The sequence below is a fragment of the Streptomyces sp. WMMB 322 genome (genome assembly GCF_900090145.1).
In the GTDB taxonomy this organism is placed as follows: Bacteria; Actinomycetota; Actinomycetes; order Streptomycetales; family Streptomycetaceae; genus Streptomyces.
Genome location: NZ_FMHI01000008.1, coordinates 102,613 through 120,032, shown reverse-complemented (window position 1 = coordinate 120,032; position 17,420 = coordinate 102,613). Strand labels below are relative to the sequence as shown.

Below are 17,420 nucleotides of genomic sequence, written 5' to 3'. Positions count from 1 at the left end.
TTGGGGCGGCAGCGAGGCGGGGTCCGGCAACGGGCCGACGGCTCTGACGAGTTGAACCGGCCGGCTCAGGAATGCCCGGGGAACCTGAGGCCGTTGGCCCAGATCCTCGTCACCGTGTAGACGACCTGCTCGAAGTCGACCGGCTCCTGAGCACCCCCGGTCGCGGCGAAGAGCCCGAAGGCGACGCGGCTGACCATGCTCGACAACGCCCGCGAGGCCAGCATCGGATCGAGGCCGGGATCGGCGAAGCCACGCTTTTGCAGATCGGCGATGCCGCGGGCGTTGCGGTGGATGAACGCCTCACTCCGGCGCCGGCGCAACTCGCGGAAGACGGGGTCGATGTTGGCCACCTGCTCCAGCAGCGCCATCAGCTTCGCGTTGCGCCGGTAGGCCTCCAGATAGGCCCGGTTGCTCGCTTCGAGGACGGCGTAGGGGTCGTCGGTGTCCGGCACCCGGTCCATGCCGGGGTGCAGCATGTCCTGCTGGGCGACCTCGAGAACCGCGGCGAAGATCTCTTCCTTGTTCTTGAAGTACGTGTAGAAGGAGCCCGTCGAGCACTTGGCCTCTTTGGTGATGTCCGTCAGGCGGGCGTCCAGGTAGCCGGAGCGCTCGAAGACCTTGCGCGCGGCGGCTATCAGTTCCGACCGCCGGCGGGCGCCCCGCTCGGTCGCGGGGGTCTCGCGCAACAGGGCCGGGTTCACCATCGACGGCAGCGGCGGACCGTCCCAGTCGTCGAACGCGGTGAGTGCCATGGGCAACTTATACCTGAACTCGGCTTCACCTCCAACTCCGTTCAAGGCGACAGCCACGGCATCCCGGCCTGCGACCGAGGGCGGCTGACCTGCCCTTCCCCGTCCGGCAGAGCGGCATCCCCGCGGCCGTGACACCCGCCACTACCTGCCAGTAGCCTTCTTGCCGGACCACCCAGCGGGCAGGAGAACAGCCGTGCCAGAAATAACCAGTTGCGCAGAGGCCTTCTTCGAGCAGGTGGCCGACGACCGGTACGTGCCGACCGAGAACACCCGCGGCCCCTGGTCCGCGGACAGCCAGCACGCCGGGCCGCCCGCGGCGCTGCTGGGCCGCGCCGTGCGGGTGCGTCCGGGCGCCCGCGAGGACATGCGGCTGGCCCGGATCACCTTCGAGATCACAAGTCCCGTGCCGCTGAAGCCCCTGACGGTGACCACGCAGGTGCTGCGCGAGGGACGCAGCGTGGAACTCGTCGAGGCCTCGCTCACGCCTGAGGGCGGCAAGGAGGTCATGCGCGCACGGGCGCTGCGCATCCGCACCGAACCCGGCTCGGTTCCCCAGGAGACCCCGGGTCCGGAGGTGCCCGGACCCGCGAGCGGGCAGCCCGAGCCGTTCTTCCCCGTCCCGTGGGACGTCGGCTACCACACGGCCATGGAGTCCCGGTTCGCGCACGGCTCGTTCCTCGGGAACGGGCCCGCGGCCTGCTGGCTGCGGATGAGGGTTCCCCTGGTGGACGGCGAGAAGACGGCGCCGCTGGACCGCGTGCTGGTGGCGGCGGACTCCGGCAACGGCGTGAGCAACGTGCTGGACTTCTCCCAACACCTCTTCGTCAACCCCGACTTGACCGTGCATCTGCACCGTCACCCGGCCGGGGAATGGGTCTGCGTCGACGCACGTACGAGCATCGACGCGGCCGGCGTCGGCATGACGGAATCCGCGCTCCACGACGAACAGGGACCGATCGGCCGGGGTGTGCAGAGCCTCTTCGTGGCCTCCCGCCCCTGAAGTCCCCCTCCCCCGCCGCTCGCCGCAGGCCGTAAGCCGTACGCTCCTGCGCGCTCGCGGGAAGCGGGTTCGCGCATGCCACCGGCGGACCGCCGCCGCGGTGCCGGACAATGCGGGTATGCGGATCTCGGCGAGAGCGGACTATGCGGTGCGTGCCGCGCTGGAACTGGCGGCCGCGGGTGACGAACACCCCGTCAAGGCCGAGAAGATCGCGGAGGCCCAGGGCGTCCCCCGCAAGTTCCTCGAGGGCATCCTCAACGACATGCGCAGGGGCGGACTCGTCGTCAGCCGCCGCGGCGGCCAGGGCGGCTACAACCTGGGTGCTCCCGCCGAGACGATCACCATCGCCGATGTGATCCGCGTCGTGGACGGGCCGCTGGTCTCCGTGCGCGGTGAGCGCCCGCCCGCACTCTCCTACACCGGCCCGGCCGAGTCGCTGCTGCCCCTGTGGATCGCGGTGCGCGCCAACGTGCGCGCGGTCCTCGGCGAGGTCACGCTCGCCGACGTCGCGCGCTCCGACCTTCCCGAACGCGTCACCAGGCTCGCGGAAAAGCCCGAGTCGTGGACCAACCCCTGAGCCTGCGCGGCCTTTCCGACCGTGCACGACTCCTGATCCTGTCCACGTGACGAGACACCCTTGACCCTCTCTCGGACGGTCGGGCAAGTTTCTCTACTTAAGCGGTAGGAATACTAGGGATCTCTAAGATCGGGGCAGCATGCGAACGCTCATCCTGTTGGCGCTGGCGGGCCTGGGTGCCCAACTTGTCGACGGCAGCCTGGGAATGGCCTATGGCGTCACGTCGACGACACTGCTGCTCGCCGTGGGTACCAATCCGGCGGCCGCGTCGGCCACGGTGCACCTGGCCGAGATCGGAACAACCCTCGCCTCCGGCGCCTCGCACTGGCGCTTCGGCAACGTCGACTGGCGCGTCGTGGCGAAGATCGGTGTGCCGGGCGCGGTCGGCGCGTTCGCCGGCGCCACGGTGCTCTCCAGCCTCTCCACCGCCGTCGCCGAGCCCGTCATGTCGCTCATCCTGCTCGCGCTGGGCCTCTACCTGCTCGGGCGTTTCACCTTCACCGGCTTCTCCTCCCGCAATCTGGGCAAGCCGCTGCGCAAGCGTTTCCTCTCCCCGCTGGGCCTCGTCGCCGGATTCGTCGACGCCACCGGCGGAGGCGGCTGGGGGCCGGTCGGCACCCCGGCCATCCTCGCCAGCGGACGGCTGGAGCCGCGCAAGGTGATCGGCTCCATCGACACCAGCGAGTTCCTCGTCACCATCGCGGCGAGCATCGGCTTCCTGGCGGGGCTCGGCTCCGGGGGCGTCAACTGGTCGTGGGCGGCGGCCCTTCTGGTGGGCGGTGTCATAGCTGCACCGCTCGCGGCCTGGCTGGTCCGGCATGTTCCGCCGCGCGTCCTCGGGTCCGCCGTCGGCGGCATCATCGTCCTCACCAACGTCCGCACCCTGCTGAACGGCGACTGGGTGAGCGCGGGCGGCACGGTGAAGACGGCCGTGTACGTGGTGCTGTACGCGGTCTGGGCCGCCGCACTCGCCCACTCGGTGCGGGAGCACCGCCGCAACGTCGCACGTGAGCGGAACGATGAAGCAGCGGCGACGGACGCCACCGCGAAGGAGGGCACGCCCTCGGCGTGACCGCGAGACCGGGTGCCCGGGCCGGGCGGCCCGGGCACCCGGCGGTCGGATGCTCTCAATTCCGCTGCGCTCACGGCAGGGGCGAACACGAGCTCTGCGTCTTCGGTCCGCCGGGAAAGCGAACCCGGTGGATGGTCACCGGTTCGCGTCACCCGGCGCCTGCCCGGCTCGACATCGTGCGCCACATGGCCCAGCGAACCCGTTTCGACGCAGCCGGACTGCCGGCTTGCCGATCAATGTTGCTGGCATGACGAAGCCACCGACCTCCCTGCCCGCCGGCCACGAGACGCGGCTCGCTCTGGTAATGAACGGCGGCGTCAGCCTCGCTGTCTGGATGGGGGGCGTCACGCACGAACTCAACCTGCTGCGGCACGCCACGAGCGGTGCGGGTGAGGACACCGTCGAGCCCGGCGACAAGGGCGTGTTCCAGATCTGGAAGGAGATCGCGGCATCGTGCCCGCGCACGCGGATCGTGATCGACGTGGTAGCAGGTTCGTCGGCAGGCGGGTTGAACGGCATGCTCCTGGCGACCGCGATCGCTCGCGGCGCCAACCTTCCCAATCTGCGCAAGGTGTGGAAGGACTCCGCCGCTCTCAGCGAACTGCTCAAGCAGAGCTCCTCGACGAGCGTGCTCAGCGGAGAGTCGTTCGAGGACAAGGTTCGCCAAGCGGTCGGACTCATCGACCTGGGTAATGAGTCGACTCGGGCTCCCGTCACACTGTTCCTGCCCGCCACATCGCTGGCCGGTCGGTCCCGGCTGTGTACGGACGGGTTCGGCAACGACTTCGAGGTACGTGACCACCGGCGTCTCTACCGGTTCCAGCACGACGAGAAGGCCGTGAGCTACACACGCGACGGCGACAAGTGGACCCGGAAGGAGTTCAGGAAGGCGGACTTCGTACCGGAGAACGCGGAGGCACTGGTCCAGGCGGCGCGGGCGACCGGCAGCTTCCCGGTGGCTTTCCCGCCTGTCAATGAATCCCCGCTCATGCGCTACCGCGTGCGTCCCAAGACGGCGCTGGACGATCCAGCGAGTTTCGTCATGGACGGCGGGGTCCTCAACAACGCTCCATTCGAGCCGGTGCTGGAGACCATCGCAAATCGCACCGTGGACAACCCGATCCGCCGGGTTGTCGTCTACGTCGCGCCCTCATCCGGCAGGGGCGAACACGACCACACGGACCAGATCGACGAGAAGACCGCCGCCTACAAGGTCGCCTTCCATGCCACCAGCTTTCCCCAGGAGGCGGACTTCCGGTCGAGCGCCGAGGAGCTGAGTAGACGCCTGAACGGGAGTTTCCGCGAGATCCACGTCGAGTTGTTCCAGCGGACGATGGCGAAGGAGGGCGGGAGACAGCTGGCTGATCGCCTCACCAAGCAGGCGGCGGAGCTCCTGCCCGAGTACCGCCACAACCGCGCCCGCGGAGTGATCCACGACCTGCGCATGCGGCTTGCGGAAAACACCGCGGTCACCTTCCTCGGCGTTCCCCCCGAAGCGTCCGCCGACCAGATCACCGCGATCGTCAACGGCAGCCCGTCCCCCAACTGGATTCCACTCAACGAAATGGAGCAGATCACCAAGCCACTGTCGACCTCCGACGGGGAATGGCGATGGGGGTTCATCCCCGCTGCGCGTGTCCTGCAGTCACTCAGCGAGCAGCTGCACTGCCATCTGTCGGACGGCCTCGGGGAAGCCCAGCAGTTGCGCCTGATCGAGGGGGCCCAGTTCATCACTGAACGTCTCCGCCATGCGACCGCACTCATGGAGGCCCACGTCGGCCAGATCCTGATCCGGGTGCAGGGTCACGGAGAACCAGTGCTCTCCGATGAGCGAGCTGCATTCTTCATCCGAGACGAATTCAGGGTCATGGAAATCCCGAAGATTCTGAAGGAGCTGATCGAAGAAGCGGCCATCCGGTACGTGAAGGTACGCAGAGCAGCCAACATCGACCACGCGGCAAAGAAGAACGAACCGGAGGAGACCAAAGCTGAGGCTGAGGCTGTCATCGCGCGCTGCCTCGCGATCGAGGTCGTCTCCCGTGCGTACGCCCCTCCATCGAAGGTCATCGAGCCGCCCCTGCCGGAGTGCGATTTTCTTCGCCTCGGGCCGGACAAGATGAGCAGAGCGCTCTACGAGGACCGCTTCGCGGACATGGGCGACCGGAAGCTCTACGGCATCCGATTCCAGCACTTCGGCGGATTCTTCAAGAGTGACTGGCGCGAGAGTGATTTCACCTGGGGGCGCTTGGACGCCGCTCATCATCTGCTGTGCCTGTTCACACCCGAAAGCGAAGGCAAGCGCAGGGAATTCGAGCGCAGACTGCACGAGGCGATCCTGGCTGTCGAGGGCCCAGACGGAGAGCAGCCCGGGGAGTGGATGAGGCGCAACCTGCAGGAACTCCTCGAATCGACCGACAGCCGGCTGCTGAAAGAGGCCACCGCCTCCGAAGACGGCCGGAAGGTCCTCGAGGCTGCCGCCGACTCCGTCCTGGAAACGTTCCGCATCCGCCACCCCGTACTCAAGCGCATCATCAAACATTTGGGCCGCAAAGCACTGCGCGCCTACATGGCCGGACCACCCGCAAGCCCGGGCCGGGCAACGGTAAGCGGCGCACTCAACCTCCTCATCATGGTCCTCCTCATGTTCTTCGGCCTGGCCCTCGTGGGCCTCGCCGTCGGCTTCGCTGTCGCGTTCGCCGTCTTCGGCTGAGGCAAGTGCGGCAGCAATCCCTGACCACTGATGCGACACGGAGCCGAATCAAGCCGCTGGCTGCGGTGTCTCAGGACAACGGAAACCGGTGGACGGACAGGTCCGGGCGGGCCGTTTCGGTGACCGTCCGGGAATGACGTGCACCGATCGGGTGACCGGGAGGAATACCGCCGAAGGCCCCCGCGGCTCTCCCGGCATGACGACGAACGAACCCTCAAGGCACACCCGGCGGTTCGGCCGGATCGGGCTGTGGAGCACGGCACTGGCCTCCGCGAGTCCGTCGCGGCGCACGGAGATCGAGGAAGCGGCCGCGGAACTCGAGGAGTTGGGCTACGGCTCCCTCTGGATCGGCGGCAGTCCCGGCGTGGACCGGGCCGAGCCCCTCCTGGCGGCGACCTCACGCATCACCGTCGGCACCAGCATCATGAGTATCTGGCAGCACAGGGCGGAGGACGTCGCGACGCAGCACGCCCGGCTCAACTCGGCGCACGGCGGGCGCTTCGTGCTCGGTCTGGGCGTCAGCCACGCCGAGGCGGCACAGGACGACGCCACACGGGAGGAGCTGCGCCGGCGCCCGTACAGCGCGATGCGCCGATATCTCGACGGACTGGACGCCGCACCGCAGCCCGTGCCGCCGCAGGAGCGCGCTCTCGCCGCCCTGGGTCCGAGGATGCTGGAACTCTCGCGGGACCGTGCGCTGGGCGCGCTGCCGTACCTGGTGACGGCCGAGCACACCGCCCGGGCCCGCGAGGTCCTCGGCGCGGACGCGCTGCTCGCCCCCGAACTCAAGGTTGTCCTCGGTTCCGACCCGGAGCGGGCCCGCGCCACGGCCCGTGACTACCTCAGGCGCTACCTGGCCCTGGCCAACTACCGCAACAGCTGGCTGCGGATGGGATTCGGCGAGGACGACCTGGCGGACGGCGGCAGCGACCGCCTGCTGGACGCGGTGTACGCCTTCGGCGACGCGGACGCCGTGCGGGAGCGGGTCGGCTCGTTCCTCGACGCCGGCGCAGATCATGTGGCGCTGCAGGTCGTCACCGATGACCTGTCGAGCGTGCTGCCGCTCCCCCAGTGGCGCGCTCTCGCGGAGGCGCTGCTGCCGGGCTGACGTCCGGGCACGTCCACGGAGCGGCGGGCGGCTCGTCGCTGCGGCGGGTGAGCCGCCCGCGTCGCGGCGGCAGGGCACCGGTCCAGCCGTCCGCGCCGCGCGGCCGGGCACTGGTCGCACCGGCGCGGCGGGCAGAGCACGGGCCTTCCGGCCGGCCTCAGAAGCGTCCGGCCGCGACGAACACACAGAGCGCCAGGATGACGAGGTTCGCGGCGACGTTCACGGCTTCCCGCGAACCGCGTCCGGCGGCACGGTCGGCTCGCAGCAGTGAGCCGTGGCTCGTCACAGCTCCCACCATCACGAGTGCCAGGCCCACCGCGGCCAACGGTGTCAGCAGCGGAGCGACGCCCGTCAGGCGGGGCAGCAACAGGCCTGCCACGGCGAGCAGTTCGCACACGGCCGTCGTCTTGATCACGGCGGGCGGGAACGGTGCCACGCCGGTCTGTCCCGTGGCGATCAGCCGGTCCTTCCTCATGCTGACCTTCAGCGATCCGGACACGAGGAAGAGGACTGCCAGCAGGATCTGCGCGGACCACAGGGCGGTATTCATGGTGCGGCTCCAGGTCGGAAATCAGACGTCACCCACCACGACGGTCCGGCGTACCGGGATGTGACATCCGCGGGCCCGCGACGCCACCCCCGGGCCCCGAGCCCCGGCGGGTTCCGTCAGTTGCGCCGCTTCCTCGAACCGGTGCCGGCGGTTCCGGTGGTGCCGGTTCCGGCGGAGCCGTCGGTCCCGGTGCTGCCGGTCTTCCCCCGAGCCGTCTGCCTCTCCCGCAGCACATCCGCGGTGCGCCGGCACCAGTCCCGGTGGCCCTCTTCGAACGCGAGGCCGCGCATGCAGGTCAGATACGGCCCGATCCGTGCGCCGCGGCGCAGGAACGCCGCCTCGTCCGTATCACCGCGCATCCGCCGCAACAGCTCACCGAAGAGCTCGATCCTCGCCTGGGCCGCGGCCGCGCGCTCTTCGAGCTGGTCGATGACGGGCCCCGCCTCGACGCTGTCGGCCGCCTGGACCTTCACGAGCAGGTCGTCGCGGATGAACGAGGCCTTCGACGGGGCGGAGACGAAGTCCTCCAGTTCCGCCAGACCGGCGTCCGAGACCCGGAAGAGGCGCTTGTTGGGCCGGGTCTCCTGGACGACCTGCCGCCCGGTGATCAGCCCCTCCTTCTCCAGCTTGGCCAGCTCCGCGTACAGCTGCTGCGGCAGCGCGTGCCAGAAGTTCGCGACGCCGACGCCGAACGCCTTGGCCAACTGGTATCCGCTGTACTCCCCGTCCAGCAGGGCCGCCAGCACCGCGTGCCTCAGGGCCATCGGCCCGCCCCCTTCCCGCTCGTCGTCCGGTCGTGCATCATACTCAAGAAATTGATTAGTCAGATCCTTGAGTAGTAGCCACAGTAGGCACGAGAAAGCAGGCACGAGAACCTTGAGCAGGCCGGAAAGCCGGAACCCTGCGCACGCGAGGTGTGCCAACGAGCAGGAGGAGCCGGGGAGGGCCATGGAGACCGCCGCACGCTTCCGCGCCGCCGTCGAGACGCGCGACCGGACAGCACTGGAGGACCTGTTCACCGAAGACATCCGCTTCTACAGCCCGGTGAAGTTCACGCCCTTCGAGGGCAGGCCGATGGTGATGGGGCTTTTCGACGTCCTGCTGCGCACCTTCGAGGACTTCCGCTACGTCGGAGAGTTCGAGGGCACGGCGGAGACGGGCGCCGACGCCGCCGACGGCCCCGCAGCGGTCCTCGCGTTCCGCGCCACCGTGCAGGGCAAGCAGATCCACGGCATCGACATGCTCCACTTCGACGAGGCCGGCCGCGTAGCGGAGTTCACCGTCATGGTCCGGCCGCAGTCCGCCGTGCAGGCACTCGGTGAGGCGGTGCTCGCGGGTCTGGTCGCGGACGGTCTCGTCCCCAAGCCCGGGTGAAGGGGGCCCGGTTCGGAGCCGGCACCCCGTCACCGTGAGGCCGGGAGCGGGGGCGGGGGCGGGGTCCCCGGACCGCGTCAGGGCCGGCCCCCGCCCCGCCGTCCCGTCACCCCTTGCGCCCCTGCGAGGTGAAGTTCATCAGCCACGACACCGTGCGGCTGATGTCCGTGGAGGTGAGGATGCCGACGGCTCGTCCTCCCTCCACCACCACGATCCGGTTGCGCGGACCGGGCTCCATGCGCGGCACGAGGTCGGCCAGCGGGTCCTGCGGGGCCACGACGGTGACGTCCGTGAGCGGCACCATCACCTCGTCCACCGGCACTTCCTCGGCCCGGTCCCACGGGACCTTCCTGGCGTCGTCCAGCGTCAGCAGCCCCGCGGGGACACCGCCGTCCTGGACGACCGGGAACGCGGAGTGCCGGTAGCGGAAGGACGGACCGGTGAGGAAGTCGGCCACCGACAGCCCGGACGGCGCGGTGACCGGGTCGCGCGTCATGGCGTCCTGCACCGGGACACCTGCCAGCACGCTCCGCAGCTGCGCCTGCCGCCCCTCGGCGGTCGCGGCCGCGATGACGAACCAGCCGACGATCGCCAGCCACAGCCCGCCGAAGAAGCCGCTGCTGAGGAAGAAGACGACTCCCACCAGCACGAGGAGCCAGCCGAACACCCGTCCCGCCGCCGTCGCCCCGACGGTCGCCTTCAGCCGGTCCCCGGTTCGCCACCACAGGAAGGCGCGCAGCAACCGTCCTCCGTCGAGGGGAGCGGCGGGAATGGTGTTGAAGACGGCGAGGAGCACGTTGATGGCGCCGAGCCAGGCCACCGACTCCACCACGAGCCCGGGAGCGGAGCCGAGGTGGAGCAGCCAGGCCAGCAGCACGAAGAGGCCGCCCAGCACCAGGCTGACGAGCGGCCCGATGCCGGCGATGCGCAGTTCCGCGGCGGGGTCGGCCGCCTCCGACTTCAGGCGGGCCGCGCCGCCGAGCAGCCACAGGACGATGTCGTCCACGTCGACGCCGTTGCGGCGGGCCACGACGGCGTGGGCGAGTTCGTGGGCGAGGAGCGAGGCGAAGAAGACGACCGCCGCGAGCAACCCGGCCGCCCAGTACGCGGCCACGGGACTGTCCGGATACGCGGCGGCCAGGCGCCCCCGGGCCAGGCCGAAGGCGATGAGGCCGAAGATGAGCAGCACGCTCCAGTGGACGCCGATCCGGACACCGGCGATCCGTCCCAGCACGAAGGTCGCCCGCACGTCGCTCTCCCCTGCTCGAAGCCTCTCCGAACAGACAGCCGTTCCACGTCGGGGAACGCCTTGAACCGCCGATGGGCCGTCGGTGTGCCCTCGGCGTGCGCTGCCGCGGCGGCGACGGGCGGCAGGTGTGCCGTGCCGGAACAGGAGCCATTACCGGGTTCCGGCACGGGAGCCCTTACCGAAGGCTCATCGCCCGCCCCGACCCCGGCTCGCTGCCTGATCGGGCCCGCGCGTGGGTATCCGCACCACAGATACGGCTGGAGGGATGTGGCCGGGCTCCATCGTCCCCGCACCCGGACGGCGCCGACCATGTGTGCGGGTGGCGAGGAGCCGTATGCGGCGGCCCGCGACCGCCCCGGCCGAAACCTTCAGCACCGACGACGGCCCGGCGATGCCGGACCGGCTCCGTCGCACGGCCGCCGCCGCCCAGGACGAGGAGAGAACGCATGGCAGCGATCACCTTCGAAGAGCTCCAAGTGCCCGTATACGGAGGCCACTTGACCGTGCTGCGCTGGCCGGCGACCGTACGGCGGGACGGGAACGGCCCCGCGCCCACGGTCCTCGCCCTGCACGGAATCACCTCGAACGCCCTGTCGTGGGCGGGCGTCGCACATCACCTCGCGGGCCGCGTCACCCTCGTCGCTCCCGACCTGCGCGGCCGCGCGGGAAGCAACAGCCTGCCCGGCCCGTACGGGATCGCGGTCCACGCCGACGACGCGGTGGCGCTCTCCCGCGCGCTCGGCCTGCAGGAGGTCGTCCTCGCGGGGCATTCGATGGGCGCGTTCGTCGCGGCGGTCGCCGCCGTACGGCACCCGGAGAGCTTCCGTTCGCTCCTCCTCGTCGACGGCGGAGTCGGCTTCCCCGTGCCGGCGGGACTGACGCCCGACCAGCTGGTCACCGCCGTGATCGGGCCCGCGATGGAGCGGCTGAAGACCACGTTCCCCGACCGCGACGCCTACCGCGCCTTCTGGCGCGGCCATCCCGCGTTCGCCTCCTCCTGGGAGCCGTGGACCGAGGCCCACATCCAGCGCGATCTGGTGGGCACGGAGCCGGAGTTGCGCTCCTCGTGCCGGATCGACGCGGTGCGCACCGACGGCACCGACGCGCTCGGCGAAGCGACCGCGGCCGCGGTGCACCGCCTCGCCCTTCCCGCCGAACTGCTCTGGGCGGAGCGCGGCCTCCTCGACGAACCCCAAGGCCTCTACGACGACGAGCGGTTGAAAGCGGCCGGCATCAGCGACACGATGATCCGCACGCGCATGGTTCCCGGCACGAACCACTACACCCTGCTGCTGGGCGACGAGGGCGCCAGGACCGTCGCGGGCAGCCTGCTCGCCGCGACGGAAGCGGCACGCGCGGAGCGCTCGTAGGGGCTCACAGGCGACTCCGGGAACGGTGCGGTCCGTGCGCCCTCGGCTGAGGGGCCGAGCGCGGCGGGGCGGGGGGCGTCCGTCACGGCGCCCCGGAGCGGTGAAGAGGGGCGCACACGGACGGGACGTGCGGCAGTCAGCGCAGCGGGCTGGGTGCCGGTTTCACGCCCGGCAGTCCGGGGGAACGGGCGATTTCCTGCTCGGCCGCATCGATGATCGCCAGAATGGCAGCGGACGCCTCGGACGGCCGGCCGCCCGCGACGGCTTCCGCGAGTGCCCGGTGGGCGGGGAGCGAGGCCTCGACGGCGCCGGGCGTCTGGGAACTCACCGCGAAGCTGTGTGCCAGGGCGACTTCGAGCGCGCGCCCCAGCGAGCCGAGCAGCCGGTTGCCGCTGGCGTCCAGCAGCGCCCGGTGGAAGGCCATGTCGGCCTCGACGAACTCCTCGGAACCCGGGTGCACGGCAGCGGCAGCCATCGCCTCCAGCGCTTCCGACATGGCGCGTATGTGTCCGGGGCCTGCGCGCCCCGCCGCGAGCCGGGCGGCCTCGGGTTCGACGGCACGCCGCAGTTCGCCGGTGTCGCGCAGCAACTGCACCGGCTCACAGGCCTGTTGCCATTGCAGCAGGTCGCGGTCGAGATGATCCCAGTCGCTGCTGGGCAGTACCTGCGTGCCGGTGCGGGGGCGGGTGCGCAGCATGCCCTTCGCGGCGAGGACCTTGACCGCCTCGCGCAGGGCGCCACGGCTGACCCCGAGTTCGGCGGCGAGCGTGTCCTCGACGGGCAGCGGCCGGTCCGGGGCGAGCTGACCTCTCACGATGCGCCGGCCGAGTTCGTCGACGACTCGCTGGTGCTTGGTCCGGTACCGCTCCACGATCTTTGTTCACCCCCTGGACGCCTCCACCGAATCATTCGATGATTGCCGCCACATTACCCGCCGCCCCCCGACACCCGCTCGAAAGAGACGTTCCCCATGACGCACACCGACGACCGAAGCGGCACCGGCAGCTCTGCCGCAGGCCCCTTCCCCCTGAACACCCGCAACCTCCCACCACCCGAAGTGCGCGAGATGCCGCCGCCTCCACGCAAGACGTGGAAGATCATCGGACCCGGCATCGTCGGCGCGGGCGTGGGGCTGGCCTCCGGCGAGTTCATCCTCTGGCCGTACATCGCCTCGCAGGTCGGCCTCGTCTTCCTGTGGGGTGCCGTCATCGGCGTCGTCACCCAGTGGTTCCTGAACATGGAGATCGAGCGCTACACGCTCGCCACCGGTGAGACCGCGATGACGGGCTTCAACCGGTACTGGCGGCACTGGGGCGCGGTGATGGCGCTGCTGACGTATGCCTCGAACCTATGGCCCGGCTGGGTCACCAGTTCCGCCACGATGGCCTCGTACGTCTTCGGCGGCAATCCCGCCTACATAGCGATCGCCCTGCTGCTGGCCATCGGTGCGATCCTCACGCTCGCCCCGGTCGTCTACACCGCACTGGAGGGCCTGCTGTTCGTGAAGGTCGCGGTGATCGGCGGCTTCTTCGCGCTGGCGGTCATCTTCGCGGTGAAGGCGTCCAGTTGGGCGGACCTGCCGCAGGGCGCCACGCACGTCGGCCAGTTCCCCACCGACCTCGGCGTGGCCGTGCTCATGGGCGCGGTCGCCTACGCGGGAGCGGGCGGCGGACAGAACCTGTGCCAGAGCAACTGGATACGCGACAAGGGCTTCGGCATGGGCCACTACGTGCCGCGGCTGGTCAGCCCCGTGACGGGCAAGAGCGAGGAGGACTCCGCAGCCACCACCGGGTACGTCTTCGTTCCCGACGAGGAGAACATGGCGCGGTGGAAGCGCTGGTGGCGGTTCGCGAACATGGAGCAGGCCGTGACCTTCGGCGCGGTCACCGTGCTGACGATCGTGCTCTCCTCGCTCCTCGCCCACTCCACGCTCTTCGGAACGGAGGGCCTGGCCAACGACATCAGCTTCCTGCAGAAGGAGGGCGAAGCCCTCCAGGCTCAGGTCGGCGACTGGTTCGGCGTGCTGTTCTGGCTGATCGGCGCGTTCTCGCTGTTCACCGCGGCGACGGGCATCGTCGACTACACCAGCAGGCTCGCCTCCGACGTGCTGAAGTCGACATACATGCGCAACTCCCGGCTCTCCGAGAGCCGGCTGTACTTCTACCTGGTGTGGGCGATCGTCGTCGTCGGCATCTTCGTCCTGCTGACGGTCACCGACCAGCCGCTCGTGCTGCTGGTGATCTCCGCCTGCGTGGCCGGAATGATGATGTTCGTCTACGCCGGTCTGCTGCTCTACATGAACCGCAAGGCACTGCCGGGGCCACTCAAGGTGCGCGGTGTCCGTGTCGCCGCGCTCATCTGGGTCATCGTGCTCTTCGGTGTGCTGTCGGTCCTGACGGTGCGGCAGCAGATCATGGACATCTTCGGCTGACGCGTGTCCCGGGACCGCCCGGGCGGCCGGCCAGGTGGCCGGCGGCCCGGGCGGGCGGGGTGCACCGACGGCGGACCCGGGGTGCCGTCGCCCCGGGGTACCGATGACCGGGCACCGGCCTCGTCCCGGAACCGGGAGCCGGAACCCGGCCTCGGAACCAGGAATTTGGAACACCCTGGCCTCGGAACCAGGAACTCCTGTCCCAACCTCCGCTGATGCGCCGGCAGTTCAACGCAAGCGCTGAGCCCGCGTCACCTGTGGGCCTACAGTGACCCGCATGTCAGACGCCTCGTTCCCCGCCGACGCCGATGTGGCGGGGATCGGCCCGCGGATGCTTCAGCTGCGTGTCCAACGCGGCCTGACACAGACGGAGTTGGCGGGCGACCGGTTCACCCGGGCATACGTGTCGTCGCTCGAGGGCGGCAAGCGCACCCCCTCACCGGCAGCGGCCACGTATTTCGCCGTCCGGCTCGGCACCGGCCTCGAAGACCTCTGTTTCGGCTATCCCCCCGGCAGGCGCCGCGCCTTGCGGGCCGAGGCCGCCGAGGCACGCGTCGCCCTGTCCGGCGGCGAGACGGAGGGGGCGTCCTCCGTATACGAGACCCTGGCCGCGGAGGCCGAGAGGCACGGGGACCGGACGCTGCGGGCGCTCGGCCGGTACGGGCTCGGACTCGTGGCCCGTCACCGGGGAGACCCCGCCGCCGGCGGCGCGCTGTTCGACGAGGCCTACGCACTGCTGCACGACCAGGCGCTCACCGAGCGGCTTCCGGCGCTGATGGGCCGCCTGTGGGCGCTGTTCGCCGCCGGGTCCATCGACGACGCTCTCGCACTCGTCGAGGAACACCTGCACGAGGCCGTACGGGCCTGCGAACCGACGGCGGAGTTCGCCCTGCTCGCGGCGTGCGGCCTCCCCCATGTGGAGCGTGGCGACCTGAGGCGGGCCGGGAACGTCGCCGACGCGGCGCTGGAGCGTGCCGGGGACGTGAGCGCGCTCGATGTCCTCGCCCAGGGCTACTACCACATCAACCGGGTTCTCGTGGCGCAGGGAAGGTACGACGAGGCCGAGCAGACGATCGTGCGCGCCACGGCCCTGTACGAGCAGCTGCGGCTGCGCACGGAAGTGGGCACGTGCCGGTTCGCCCACGGATTCCTCACCGCGCGCCGTGGCCGGCTCGCGGAGGCCGAAGGGCAGCTGCGTGAGGCCCGGGGCATCCTGCGCGGGACCGGCGCCGTTCAGCGCCGCATCAATGCCACCGCGGAACTGGCGGACGTCGTACGCAAGTCGGGGCGTCCCGGGGAGGCCGCGGAACTCGTCGGCGAATGCCGCTCCGCCCTGGCGCCCAGCCGCCAGGACCCCGAGCAGGCCGCCGAACTGGACCGTATCGAGGCGCGGATCGCGGTCGACCGGGGTGACGCCGCGGCCGCCGAGGCCCTCTTCCGCTCCGCCATCGAGCGCTATCTGGAGGTGGGTGCCACGCTCGAGGCCATCGGGACATGCCGGCTTCTCGGCGACCAGCTGCTGCGGAGGGGACGTACGGAAGAGGCAGCCGCGGTCTACCGGCGGGGACTGGCGGCCCTGGAAGGCGTGTGACGGCGGCCGGTCCGGGCCTGCCGTTCCGGGGCAGCCGCCCGCGGCCACTCCTCGCCGGAACGTCAACTTCCTTGCCGCGCACGGCTCTTGACGCCCTCTGCGGGGGCCTCCACACTTCTCGGCAGCAGGGTAACAGCTTCCATAACTCTTGTTGACAACTGCGGTGCGCCCCTTGTCCCGGCGCTGTCTCCTCGCCCCCGCCCGATGAGGAGCAGCGCAGCCGGGCGACGGCGTGCCGGTCAACTCGACGGAAAGCAACTGCAGTTGTTGCCCCGTGTACCACCTGACCAGTCGCACACCTGCGTGCCGCCCCACGCCCTGCCCAGGGCAGGGCACGCAGCAGTCCGGTCCGCACACGTCCGAGATCCGGTTCAGGAAAGGTCTGGTGCACTTCCATGCGAACTGTCACGCGCCGTCTGAGCGCACTCGTCCCGGCTGTCATGCTGCTGGCGGGCATGCAGATGGCCGGCTCCCCCGCCCACAGCTCGACACCCCCCTCCGCCGAAGTCCGGCTGGCCGCCTCCGAAACAGCGATCCCGGGCAGCTGGATCGTCACCCTCAAGGACGGCACCCGGTCGACGAGTTCCGTCGCGGACGAACTGACCAAGCGCGGCGACGGCCGTCTCTCGCACGTCTACGAAGACGTGCTGAACGGCTTCTCCGCGAAGATGACCAAGGCACAGGCGCAGAAGCTGGCCGCCGACCCCCGGGTCGCTCTCGTCGAACAGGACTCCAAGGTCACGGTCAGCGACACCCAGCCCGACGCCACGTGGGGCATCGACCGGATCGACCAGCGGGACCTTCCGCTGAGCGGCACCTACACCTACAACACGACGGCGTCGGACGTGAACGTCTACGTCATCGACACCGGAGTGCGCACCTCGCACAGCGAGTTCGGCGGCCGGGCGTCCATCGGCACCGACACCGTCGGCGACGGCCAGAACGGAAACGACTGCAACGGGCACGGCACTCACGTCGCGGGCACCGCCGCCGGTGCTACGTACGGTGTGGCAAAGGAAGCCTCCGTCATCGGCGTCCGCGTCCTGAACTGCAACGGCTCCGGCACCACCTCCGGTGTGATCGCGGGCGTCGACTGGGTCACCGCCAACGCCGCCAAACCCGCCGTCGCGAACATGAGCCTCGGCGGCGGCGCCAGCGACACACTCGATGCCGCCGTGCGCAACTCCGTTGACTCCGGCGTCACTTACGCCCTCGCGGCCGGCAACGGCAACTTCCTCGGCATGCCCCAGGACGCATGCACCGTCAGCCCCGCCCGTGTGACCGAGGCGATCACGGTCGGTGCCACGGACAGCTCGGACACCCGCGCGTACTTCTCCAACTACGGCACCTGCGTCGACGTGTTCGCCCCCGGCGTGGACGTGACGTCCGCATGGAAGGACAGCGACACCTCCACGAACACCATCAGCGGCACCTCCATGGCCTCGCCGCACACCGCCGGCGTCGCCGCCCTCTACCTGGCCGACCACCCGGACGCCTCCCCCGCCGAGGTCCGGGACGCCCTCGTGGACAACGCCACGAGCGACAAGGTCCAGGACCCGATGGCCGGTTCGCCGAACAAGCTCCTGCACAGCCTGTTCTGACCCGGCAGGTCCGGTGGCGAGGAGCTCCCACGCCT

15 protein-coding genes are annotated in these 17,420 nt (G+C 70.2%); 10 read left to right on the top strand and 5 right to left on the bottom strand.

Going from position 1 to position 17,420, the window contains the following annotated elements:
- Nucleotides 1-65: 65 nt before the first annotated feature.
- Nucleotides 66-752 carry a TetR/AcrR family transcriptional regulator gene (locus H180DRAFT_RS15065; RefSeq protein ID WP_055486574.1) on the bottom strand — a complete coding sequence of 229 codons (687 nt, stop codon included), beginning with the start codon at nt 750-752 and terminating at the stop codon, nt 66-68.
- Nucleotides 753-945: 193 nt separating this feature from the next.
- Here H180DRAFT_RS15065 and H180DRAFT_RS15060 point away from each other — a divergent pair, with 193 nt between their 5' ends.
- The 5 genes from H180DRAFT_RS15060 to H180DRAFT_RS15040 all read left to right on the top strand — a co-directional run bounded on the left by H180DRAFT_RS15060 (nt 946) and on the right by H180DRAFT_RS15040 (nt 7,219).
- Nucleotides 946-1,752 (top strand): thioesterase family protein, encoded by an 807-nt coding sequence (locus H180DRAFT_RS15060; protein ID WP_254666032.1) that lies wholly within the window; start codon nt 946-948, stop codon nt 1,750-1,752.
- A 118-nt stretch (nt 1,753-1,870) separates the two neighbouring features.
- On the top strand, nt 1,871-2,329 hold the full coding sequence (locus tag H180DRAFT_RS15055) for an RrF2 family transcriptional regulator (RefSeq protein ID WP_055486573.1): 459 nt from the start codon (nt 1,871-1,873) through the stop codon (nt 2,327-2,329).
- Between the two features lie 139 nt (nt 2,330-2,468).
- Nucleotides 2,469-3,401, top strand: coding sequence for a sulfite exporter TauE/SafE family protein (locus tag H180DRAFT_RS15050; RefSeq protein WP_055486572.1), 933 nt, complete (start codon nt 2,469-2,471; stop codon nt 3,399-3,401).
- Nucleotides 3,402-3,648: 247 nt separating this feature from the next.
- Complete coding sequence (locus H180DRAFT_RS15045) at nt 3,649-6,111, top strand: DUF3376 domain-containing protein (RefSeq protein WP_055486571.1); 2,463 nt, start codon at nt 3,649-3,651, stop codon at nt 6,109-6,111.
- Nucleotides 6,112-6,307: 196 nt separating this feature from the next.
- Nucleotides 6,308-7,219 carry an LLM class F420-dependent oxidoreductase gene (locus H180DRAFT_RS15040; protein ID WP_055486570.1) on the top strand — a complete coding sequence of 304 codons (912 nt, stop codon included), beginning with the start codon at nt 6,308-6,310 and terminating at the stop codon, nt 7,217-7,219.
- Nucleotides 7,220-7,376: 157 nt separating this feature from the next.
- Here the strand turns inward: H180DRAFT_RS15040 and H180DRAFT_RS15035 are convergent, their stop codons facing one another.
- Entirely contained in the window at nt 7,377-7,769 is a 393-nt protein-coding gene (locus tag H180DRAFT_RS15035) for a DoxX family protein (protein ID WP_055486569.1), read from the bottom strand.
- Nucleotides 7,770-7,885: 116 nt separating this feature from the next.
- Nucleotides 7,886-8,533: a PadR family transcriptional regulator gene (locus H180DRAFT_RS15030; RefSeq protein WP_079100126.1), complete on the bottom strand. Its 648-nt coding sequence runs from the start codon at nt 8,531-8,533 to the stop codon at nt 7,886-7,888.
- Between the two features lie 184 nt (nt 8,534-8,717).
- Here H180DRAFT_RS15030 and H180DRAFT_RS15025 point away from each other — a divergent pair, with 184 nt between their 5' ends.
- Nucleotides 8,718-9,143: a nuclear transport factor 2 family protein gene (locus H180DRAFT_RS15025; RefSeq protein ID WP_055486568.1), complete on the top strand. Its 426-nt coding sequence runs from the start codon at nt 8,718-8,720 to the stop codon at nt 9,141-9,143.
- Between the two features lie 106 nt (nt 9,144-9,249).
- Here the strand turns inward: H180DRAFT_RS15025 and H180DRAFT_RS15020 are convergent, their stop codons facing one another.
- A complete protein-coding gene (locus H180DRAFT_RS15020; protein WP_055486567.1) occupies nt 9,250-10,392 on the bottom strand; it encodes a site-2 protease family protein in 1,143 nt (380 codons plus the stop codon).
- A 446-nt stretch (nt 10,393-10,838) separates the two neighbouring features.
- Here H180DRAFT_RS15020 and H180DRAFT_RS15015 point away from each other — a divergent pair, with 446 nt between their 5' ends.
- Nucleotides 10,839-11,762: an alpha/beta hydrolase gene (locus H180DRAFT_RS15015; RefSeq protein WP_055486566.1), complete on the top strand. Its 924-nt coding sequence runs from the start codon at nt 10,839-10,841 to the stop codon at nt 11,760-11,762.
- 136 nt (nt 11,763-11,898) lie between these two features.
- On the opposite strand, the gene H180DRAFT_RS15010 is transcribed toward H180DRAFT_RS15015, so the two are convergent.
- On the bottom strand, nt 11,899-12,636 hold the full coding sequence (locus H180DRAFT_RS15010; RefSeq protein ID WP_254666038.1) for a FadR/GntR family transcriptional regulator: 738 nt from the start codon (nt 12,634-12,636) through the stop codon (nt 11,899-11,901).
- A 96-nt stretch (nt 12,637-12,732) separates the two neighbouring features.
- Between H180DRAFT_RS15010 and H180DRAFT_RS15005 the strand changes: the two genes are divergently transcribed.
- From H180DRAFT_RS15005 to H180DRAFT_RS14995, 3 genes are all read left to right on the top strand, one after another.
- On the top strand, nt 12,733-14,193 hold the full coding sequence (locus H180DRAFT_RS15005; RefSeq protein ID WP_055486565.1) for an Nramp family divalent metal transporter: 1,461 nt from the start codon (nt 12,733-12,735) through the stop codon (nt 14,191-14,193).
- Nucleotides 14,194-14,470: 277 nt separating this feature from the next.
- Nucleotides 14,471-15,784: a tetratricopeptide repeat protein gene (locus tag H180DRAFT_RS15000; protein ID WP_055486564.1), complete on the top strand. Its 1,314-nt coding sequence runs from the start codon at nt 14,471-14,473 to the stop codon at nt 15,782-15,784.
- Between the two features lie 395 nt (nt 15,785-16,179).
- The gene (locus H180DRAFT_RS14995; RefSeq protein ID WP_055486563.1) at nt 16,180-17,385 is read left to right on the top strand and encodes a S8 family peptidase; all 1,206 of its coding nucleotides are present in this window, start codon (nt 16,180-16,182) and stop codon (nt 17,383-17,385) included.
- Nucleotides 17,386-17,420 lie beyond the last annotated feature (35 nt).